The following is an 8,200-nucleotide window of genomic DNA, read 5'->3' as shown; positions in this document are numbered from 1 at the left end:
GGGGGGAGGTTCATCGTCACTCATATTACAAAGCTCACCAGCAATGGAAGCGATATAATTCGTTTGTGAGGGATGCATAACACCGTAGTATTGGGTTAACTCAATTCCTTGTCGTGCGAGTGATTGCATGTAAGGGTTTTGCAGGACATAGCTGCGATATTGGTTTTCAAACATGATGATTATAATATGCTCAAAGGCTCTTTCAGTCATTTCCCTGATTCCTTATGACAGAAGTCCATTCTTGATTTGATAAGCATAGTTGACGGTTTGAAAACCTGTTGGTAGGTATATCGCCTGCATTACACAGAGGCTGTACAGAGATTGATTATGGTTAGGTGAGAGGGTCTATTGTCGACAGAGCCAGGCTGGATAATGTATATGAAAATAAATGCATGAAGCTCGAAATAGAAAAGTGATCGCAATACTGAGAGGAATCAGTCCAGTAAATTGTATATTGAAGTGATAAAGCAAGGCTAACGCAGTGGAGCCAACTAATAAAGGGGTGGCATAGAGTTCCTGACTCATCAGTAAGGTGGGACGTCCGGTTAACACATCACGGAGAATACCACCAAAAATCGCGGTAATGAGTCCCATAATAATGGCAACAATAGCAGGATAGTTGGATTGTAAAGTGTTATGAGTTGCTAAAATAGCAAATAATGAAGCGCCTAATGCATCCAAATATAGTAATAATGCTTGTTTATTGGAAATAATATTGACGGTAAAAAAAGCAAAAATAGAGGCAAAAATAGCAACCCACAGAAAATTTAAGTCTGCAATCCAAAAAATGGGATGGTTGGCCAAAAGTAAGTCACGAATGGTTCCGCCACCAATGGCAGTCACTACGCCTAATAAAACGACCGAAAATAGATCGAGTCCTTTGTTTTGTGAAGCGATGACGCCTGTTATGGCAAAAACGCCACCGCATACCAGCCCAATATAATAAAGCGTATCCATATTAACCTACATCAATAGCATCATGAAGCTTGGAAAAGCTGTGTACTGCCCTACTCTTGTATCTATGATAATGCAAATTAAAAGCGCTTTGAGCTTATACCAAACCACGGTTAGCGTGAAGTGCTGTGAGCAATATTGGTTTATATAACAAAATAAATACTGAATAGTGTGAATGTAAGGGTATGGAGGATGTGTACAGGTGATATGAAGACTATGATCTGTCAGTTGATGTTATTCATCTGTGGGTGCTGGGCTGGGATAAGCTCATCCTGGGCTGGTGCTGGTGATAAGAAGATTGTTGAAATTGCCATTGGTGAGTTTCATCCCTGGTCGGTGAAAGGCTATAAGCATGGTGGCTTTATTAATCACATTATTACTGAGTCATTTAATCATCAAGGGTTTCAGGTGTTATTTATTTATCATAATTCTTGGAACAGAAATATCTCTGATGCTGAACAAGGCAAAGTGGATGCCAGTGCTTTTTGGGCTTGTGTCGATTACCGACGGTTAAAGTTTCATTGTAGTGAACCACTTTATACTGAGCGAGTGTTGCTGTTTCATTTGCGGAAAACATCCATTCCAAACTGGACGACATTGCAGGATTTGAAGCCTTATAAAATAGGAATTACCCGAGGGTATTCATACAACAAAGAACTATGGCAGGCTGTGGATGACAAATCGCTTGATATTATTGTTAATAAAAAAGATATTAATAATTTAAATATGTTACTGCGGGGGCGAATTGATATCTTTGTCACCCCTTATACCTCAGGTCATTTTTTATTAGCTGAGCATCTTGCTCCTGATGTCGCTAAGCGCATTACACATCATGCAAAGCCTTTGATACGTTACCCTGTTAGCTTACTTTTTCCCAAGGGTAAAACGTCGTCAGAAAAACTATTAAAGACGTTTAATAAAGGACTACGTTGGCTAAAAGAGACAGGACGCTATCAGCGTTATTACAAAGATTTTTTAGAGGGAAAGTATAAAGGTGGTGCTTAGCAACAAAGCTAAATACGGACTTGTTGTTGCTAAGAAAATGGAGGCTGGGGTCGGAATCGAACCGGCGTACACGGAGTTGCAGTCCGCTGCATGACCACTCTGCCACCCAGCCTAATCTCAAGTGGAGCGGGAAACGAGACTCGAACTCGCGACCCCAACCTTGGCAAGGTTGTGCTCTACCAACTGAGCTATTCCCGCCTGAGACACGCTGCGTATTTTAGGCATCTCAGCTTTTCTGTCAAGCAGTTATTAATAAAAACCGTCATTATAACTAAAAGAATGATGTGCAGATGATCGCCATTCACTCTTTTAAGGGGGATAGATCTGCCCAAGCTGTGCGTAAATAAACCACCATGGACCACAGGGTGAGTATTGCGGCAAGATAGAGGCAGCTAATACCAATATAAAAAATGGTTGTGGGATATCCAGCAGGTGATGCCAATAATAAAAAGATGGATAACATTTGTACGGCAGTTTTTAACTTGCCTACAAAACTAACAGCAACACTGGTTCTTTTACCTATTTCGGCCATCCACTCTCTTAGTGCAGAAATTACAATCTCACGGCCAATAATAATAATGGCAGGGATAGTCAGCCAAATGTGAGAGAATTCCTCGACCAGTAATGCCAAAGCGATAGCCACCATCAACTTATCAGCAACGGGGTCTAGGAAGGCGCCAAAAGGCGTAGCCTGGTTAAGTCGGCGTGCTAAATAGCCATCGAACCAATCAGTAATACCTGCCAGGGCAAATATGCCAGCACTGGCCTGGTAACTCCACGGTTGAGGTAAATAATAAACAAGCACGATAACGGGAATGAGGACAATGCGGAGTAACGTTAAATAATTCGGAATGTTCATGCGACTTCTGGGCTATTCCTTGGTTGGCATTATTCTTTTATCGGCCGCTAGTGTAGAGGCTTCATTCGTGATGTAAAGTATCATATATCTGTTGCGCCAGCGATTTACTAATACCTTTTACTTTTTGCAGTTCCGTGACAGTTGCGCTGCTAATTCCTTGTATACCACCAAAATATTTCAATAATGCCTGTCGTCGCTTATGCCCAATACCAGGTACATGCTCAAGAATAGACTGCTGTCGGGCTTTGCTGCGCTTATTACGGTGACCAGCAATAGCAAAGCGATGCGCTTCATCCCTCACCTGTTGTATGAGTAGAAAGCCTCCATGATCAGGCGCAGGATCAACCTGTTTATACTTCGTAAGTAGGTTATTTGAGATCAATAGTGTTTCCAACCCTGGTTTTCTTGAAGGACCTTTGGCTACTCCAACCAGTGTGATAGAAGATAATGAGTAGTCTGCCAGCACCTGTTGTGCAATGCTGAGTTGTCCTTTGCCACCATCAATGAGCAGTATATCCGGTATACAGCCCTCTTCTGCTGTACGTGCAAAACGCCGTTGAAGCGCTTGCTGCATGGCAGCATAGTCATCACCAGGGGTAATATTTTGGATGTTATAACGGCGATAATCTTTTTTTAAAGCCCCTTCTTGCCCAAAGACAACACAAGAAGCAACCGTAGCTTCACCCTGGGTATGGCTGATATCAAAACACTCAATACGCTCTGGTAAAAAGGCCAGTTGCAGTAAGGTTTGTAACTGTTGAAAGCGCTGTAGCATATGCTGTTTATTGGCAAGGCGACCTGCAAGCTGCTGCTTGGCATTTTTTTCGGCCAACTGCAACCAGCTTAAACGTTCCGCCCGTACATTATGCTTTAAGGTAATCCGCTGTCCACAGAACTGCTGGAGTGCGGTGATAAAAATATCGGGCTCTGGTATTGCCTGGCAGGTAATGACTTCTTTAGGAAAATCTCGTTGCTTGGCATTGGAAATATAAAACTGTGCCAGAAACTCCTGTAGCTGTTCTTCTTGAGCCAGCTCAAGGGCAATGTCATGAAAAAAAGTACGTTGGCCAAGTAGACGCCCACCCCTGATCATTAAGACCACAAAGCTGATTACACCTTGTTGTTCTATGAAAGCAATGCAGTCATGATCACCCTGTCCCGAAGCTACGATGACTTGTTGCTCCTGAATCTGACGTAAATGATTAATACGGTCTCTGTGGGTGGCGGCTTGCTCAAATTCCAACTTGCTGGCCGCTTGCTCCATTTCCTCTATCAGGTCGTACATCAGTTGTTGGCTTTTACCCTGCAGAAATAATCGAGACTGGGTAACATCTTTTGCATATTCTTCCTGGCTAACAAGGTCTACACAGGGTGCTTTACAGCGTTTAATCTGGTATTGCAGGCAAGGTCGACTTCGGTTACTAAAAAAACTATTTTCACACTGGCGAACCTGAAATATTTTTTGTAGCCAGTTAAGGCTTTCTTTTACTGCATAGGCAGAAGGAAAAGGTCCAAAGTATTCCCCAGGTGCATTACGTCGGCCTCGGTGCAAACTGAGACGTGGATATGGGTCATTAGACAGGTAAATAAAGGGATAGGACTTATCGTCGCGCAGTAAAATATTGTATGGAGGTTTCAGGGCCTTAATTAAATTCTGTTCAAGCAGAAGTGCTTCTGTTTCAGAGTTGGTGACTGTGGTTTCAACCCGAGCAATCTTTTTAACTAATGCATTGGTTTTGGGAGCTAGGGGCTGGCTGCTAAAATAGCTGGCTAAGCGTTGGCGCAAATTTTTGGCTTTGCCTACATATAAGATTTTATCCTGCTGATCATACATTTGGTAAACCCCTGGTTGTTTGGGGGTAAGCTTGAGAAAATGCTTAGCATCAAATGTATTGGTAGCCGTTTGAGTCATGTTGGTCGTTAAAAAAAGTCTGTTGGTTAATTGCCAATTACTAAAAATACGCTGGTGTTTGTTTTATTCATTACTGTAACGCTATCTTGAGGGGATAAAAATTAGGGAAAAGAATGGTAGGTGGTTCATGCATAATATGATCAACAATAATCCATACAGGGTACACTTCTAATGTAAGTGTACCTTGACCATCAGGATATAACTATTGTTTAACAGGCAAGTAGCCTAACGAATGGTTTCTGTATCCAACATACCATGCTTGACGGCTAATAGTGTTAGTTCTACGTCACTGGAAATATTCAGTTTGTCGAAGATTCGGTAGCGATAACTATTGACTGTTTTAGGGCTGAGGCATAACTTGTCAGAAATAGCCTGAACCTTGTGGCAGTTGACAATCATCATCGCAATTTGAATTTCCCGTTCAGACAGGCTGTCAAAGGGAGACTGCTTACCTTCCTGATCAAACTGTTTGAGCGCCAGCTGCTGGGCTATATCAGGGCTAATATAACGCTTACCTTGATGGGCCATTCGAATAGCGGTAACCATTTCATCCAGCGCTGCGCCTTTAGTAACATATCCGGAGGCACCCGCTTGCAATAAGCGTGAGGGGAATGGTTCATCATCACAGACCGTGACCGCAATAATTTTGACATTGGGGTTAGATCGAGTGATTTTTCGTGTTGCTTCCAGTCCACCAATACCAGGCATTTTAACATCCATCAGCACAACATCAGGTGCTAATCGACGAGCCATGTCTACAGCTTCTTCTCCAGTTCGTGCTTCGCCGACAACTTCCAGCTCATTGACATCTTGTAACATACGGGTGATGCCGGTGCGGACGAGGTCATGATCATCGGCAACAAGGATTTTAATCAAATGGAACACTCCTCGGCATAAATCTTACTAGATCAGCATTAGTGCCACTGAACAGGGTGAATTAGAATAAAATAGCAAAACCCTGTGGGTATGAATAGTGGCTCCAACCGATGAGCGAATCAGCTCGCTACAGTCAGCTTCATAACAGCTTTAGAAAGATAAAAATCATCGCTGTTATGAATATATTCTGGACTTAATTGGTTATTTCGTCCAAGTTAATCCAGCCAGTTTATCCTTAATACTGATGCTTTCACAAGTCATGTTATTAAACTCAGCAAGTAACATAAAAAGAATTTAAGTGTTACTTTCTTACTAAGTTTTACCGCACATGTAGTCTATGAGTGCGGTTATCATGCTTATTCTGTGCTGCACTGACTGCATACTGTGAGCACATTAATCATCAGAAGATGCCTTTGTTGTTTGAATGTTTGTCTATCAGCATCTTCTGATATTAACCCGCTATTAAAAGCGGGTATGCCTTTTTCCTGGTTGAGGACATTGGCTTATTACAATAGGTTTTCCAGTTGAGGTACGACCTCAAAGAGATCTGCCACCAGCCCATAGTCTGCTACCTGGAATATGGGGGCTTCTTCATCTTTGTTGATCGCAACAATCACCTTACTGTCTTTCATACCTGCTAAGTGCTGAATAGCACCTGATATACCAACAGCGATATACAGGTTAGGTGCCACAATTTTACCTGTTTGCCCAACTTGCATGTCATTGGGTACAAAGCCCGCATCAACAGCTGCTCGAGAAGCGCCTACTGCTGCATTAAGTTTATCTGCTAATGTATACAGCATTTCAAAGTTTTCACCATTAGCCATACCTCGACCACCTGAAATGACAACATCAGCAGCAGTCAGTTCTGGACGATCAGATTGTGCTAGCTCTTCTTTGATAAAGGTAACCGCTTCTGTATTGAATGTATCATCCAGTGTTTCAATCGGTGCATTGCCATTGGTTGCTGCAGCATCAAAGTTAGTCGCACGGATTGTCATGACCTTGATGGCTGCACTGGATTGGACTGTCGCGATGGCATTGCCTGCGTAAATTGGTCTGGCAAAAGTATCTGGGCTATCAATACGGATAACGTCGGATAGTTGATCCACATCCAGTAATGCTGCTACATGGGGTAACGTATTTTTACCCTGAGTGCCTGCAGGTGCCAAAATATGGGTATAGTTTTTTCCTATTGTGGCGACCAGTTTAGCGATATTTTCTGCCAGTTGATGCTCATAGCCAGCATGGTCTGCTAACAGTACTTTGCGAACCTTGGCCACTTGGGCCGCTTGCTCAGCCACTTTGCCACATGCAGCTCCTGCCACCAGGATATCAACTTCATCACCCAGTGCGAGGGCTGCAGTAACAGTATTCAGTGTAGGCTTATGCAACTCAAGGTTATTATGCTCAGCAATAACTAAAATACTCATTAGATCACCTTCGCCTCATTTTTTAGCTTGTCAACTAACTCTTCCACACTGGCGACTTTGATACCTGCTTGGCGCTCAGCGGGTGGCTCGACGTTCACTGTTTTTAAGGTATTGGTGAGCGTTACCCCTAGGTCTGCTGGTGTTTTTGTATCCAGAGGCTTACGCTTGGCTTTCATGATATTTGGCAGTGACGCGTAACGGGGCTCGTTGAGACGCAAGTCAGCAGTAATGACGGCGGGTAAAGACAGCTTCAGTGTTTGCAAACCACCATCCACTTCACGAGTGACATTGATATGATCGCTTTCAACGTCAACCGCAGAGGCAAAAGCACCTTGTGGGTAATCAGTTAAGGCAGCAAGCATTTGGCCGGTTTGGTTATTATCAGTATCAATGGCTTGTTTACCGAGGATAATAAGTTGTGGTTGTTCCTGATCCACAACCGCTTTTAGAAGCTTTGCCACGCCTAAGGAAGAAGGCATTTCCTCAGTTTGAATGAGTATGCCGCGATCAGCACCAAGGGCAAGTGCGGTCCGAATTTGCTCTTGGGCTTCTTTAGGGCCAATAGAGACCACAACAATTTCACTGGCAACGCCCTTTTCTTTCAGACGAACAGCTTCTTCTACGGCAATTTCACAAAATGGATTAATTGCCATTTTTACATTATTAAGATCGACATCACTGTGGTCTGGTTTGACGCGGACCTTGACGTTGTAGTCGATAACTCGCTTAACCGCTACAAGAACTTTCATAGCGTCCTCATTATGATGTTTATTAATGCCACCACCAAGTATCCCTGGCGGAATTCATTCTTTTAAAATACGACAGTAGTACATGTAATCTGCTGTATCTTGAACGTTAACCTACAACAGGTCAAGTTAACACTAACATGGTTTTCATGTCATATTGGCTAGGTTATTTCTCATTACTCATTTATATCCTTAGGCCGTGATTTACACTGCTGGATTAATAATCATGAAAAAATAGCCAATACACAGGTGAACAGTACTGTTATACAAGGTCGCATGCTGGTTGGCATAAATTACGCACTTATTAGACAAAAATCAAACAAGTGTTTAAAATGCGAAAAAAAGATATTTTTTCACATCATTGGACTGGTCTGCTGTAAATGTTTGGGTAAGTGATCGTTTTATGTCAGGTTAT

7 protein-coding genes, 2 tRNA genes and 1 pseudogene are annotated in these 8,200 nt (G+C 42.7%); 1 reads left to right on the top strand and 9 read right to left on the bottom strand.

The window, feature by feature from the left end; translation table 11 throughout:
- A pseudogene (locus KCG35_RS18415) lies at positions 1 to 210 on the bottom strand (alkaline phosphatase family protein); the annotation flags it as partial.
- Positions 211 to 345: 135 nt separating this feature from the next.
- Positions 346 to 957, bottom strand: a complete 612-nt coding sequence (locus tag KCG35_RS18410; protein WP_215821266.1) for a trimeric intracellular cation channel family protein — start codon at positions 955 to 957, stop codon at positions 346 to 348.
- Positions 958 to 1,161: 204 nt separating this feature from the next.
- On the opposite strand from KCG35_RS18410, the gene KCG35_RS18405 reads away from it, so the two are divergent.
- Positions 1,162 to 1,959 carry a substrate-binding periplasmic protein gene (locus KCG35_RS18405; protein ID WP_215821265.1) on the top strand — a complete coding sequence of 266 codons (798 nt, stop codon included), beginning with the start codon at positions 1,162 to 1,164 and terminating at the stop codon, positions 1,957 to 1,959.
- 38 nt (positions 1,960 to 1,997) lie between these two features.
- Here KCG35_RS18405 and KCG35_RS18400 read toward each other — a convergent pair.
- The 7 genes from KCG35_RS18400 to KCG35_RS18370 all read right to left on the bottom strand — a co-directional run bounded on the left by KCG35_RS18400 (position 1,998) and on the right by KCG35_RS18370 (position 7,788).
- Positions 1,998 to 2,071: transfer RNA gene (locus KCG35_RS18400), tRNA-Cys, on the bottom strand.
- Positions 2,072 to 2,081: 10 nt separating this feature from the next.
- A tRNA-Gly gene (locus tag KCG35_RS18395) sits at positions 2,082 to 2,157 on the bottom strand.
- A gap of 103 nt (positions 2,158 to 2,260) precedes the next feature.
- Positions 2,261 to 2,818, bottom strand: coding sequence for a CDP-diacylglycerol--glycerol-3-phosphate 3-phosphatidyltransferase (gene pgsA / locus KCG35_RS18390; RefSeq protein WP_215821264.1), 558 nt, complete (start codon positions 2,816 to 2,818; stop codon positions 2,261 to 2,263).
- Positions 2,819 to 2,879: 61 nt separating this feature from the next.
- Complete coding sequence (uvrC, locus tag KCG35_RS18385; RefSeq protein ID WP_215821263.1) at positions 2,880 to 4,730, bottom strand: excinuclease ABC subunit UvrC; 1,851 nt, start codon at positions 4,728 to 4,730, stop codon at positions 2,880 to 2,882.
- Positions 4,731 to 4,955: 225 nt separating this feature from the next.
- A complete protein-coding gene (gene uvrY, locus KCG35_RS18380; RefSeq protein ID WP_215821262.1) occupies positions 4,956 to 5,606 on the bottom strand; it encodes a UvrY/SirA/GacA family response regulator transcription factor in 651 nt (216 codons plus the stop codon).
- Positions 5,607 to 6,112: 506 nt separating this feature from the next.
- Positions 6,113 to 7,039, bottom strand: a complete 927-nt coding sequence (locus KCG35_RS18375; protein WP_215821261.1) for an electron transfer flavoprotein subunit alpha/FixB family protein — start codon at positions 7,037 to 7,039, stop codon at positions 6,113 to 6,115.
- Complete coding sequence (locus KCG35_RS18370) at positions 7,039 to 7,788, bottom strand: electron transfer flavoprotein subunit beta/FixA family protein (RefSeq protein WP_215821260.1); 750 nt, start codon at positions 7,786 to 7,788, stop codon at positions 7,039 to 7,041. The genes KCG35_RS18375 and KCG35_RS18370 overlap by 1 nt, the downstream gene beginning before the upstream one ends.
- Between the last annotated feature and the right edge of the window lie 412 nt (positions 7,789 to 8,200).

Origin of the sequence: Zooshikella harenae (assembly GCF_018837975.1) — a bacterium.
In the GTDB taxonomy this organism is placed as follows: Bacteria; Pseudomonadota; Gammaproteobacteria; order Pseudomonadales; family Zooshikellaceae; genus Zooshikella; species Zooshikella harenae.
Note: the sequence above shows the minus strand (reverse complement) of the source record. Positions and strands in the feature narration are given on the sequence as shown.

Bases quoted from the DNA above. Each gene is read 5' to 3' on its own strand.
- KCG35_RS18410 (WP_215821266.1), bottom strand. From the start codon at position 957: ATGGATACGCTTTATTATATTGGGCTGGTATGCGGTGGCGTTTTTGCC.
- KCG35_RS18405 (WP_215821265.1), top strand. From the start codon at position 1,162: ATGAAGACTATGATCTGTCAGTTGATGTTATTCATCTGTGGGTGCTGG.
- pgsA (WP_215821264.1), bottom strand. From the start codon at position 2,818: ATGAACATTCCGAATTATTTAACGTTACTCCGCATTGTCCTCATTCCC.
- uvrC (WP_215821263.1), bottom strand. From the start codon at position 4,730: ATGACTCAAACGGCTACCAATACATTTGATGCTAAGCATTTTCTCAAG.
- KCG35_RS18375 (WP_215821261.1), bottom strand. From the start codon at position 7,039: ATGAGTATTTTAGTTATTGCTGAGCATAATAACCTTGAGTTGCATAAG.
- KCG35_RS18370 (WP_215821260.1), bottom strand. From the start codon at position 7,788: ATGAAAGTTCTTGTAGCGGTTAAGCGAGTTATCGACTACAACGTCAAG.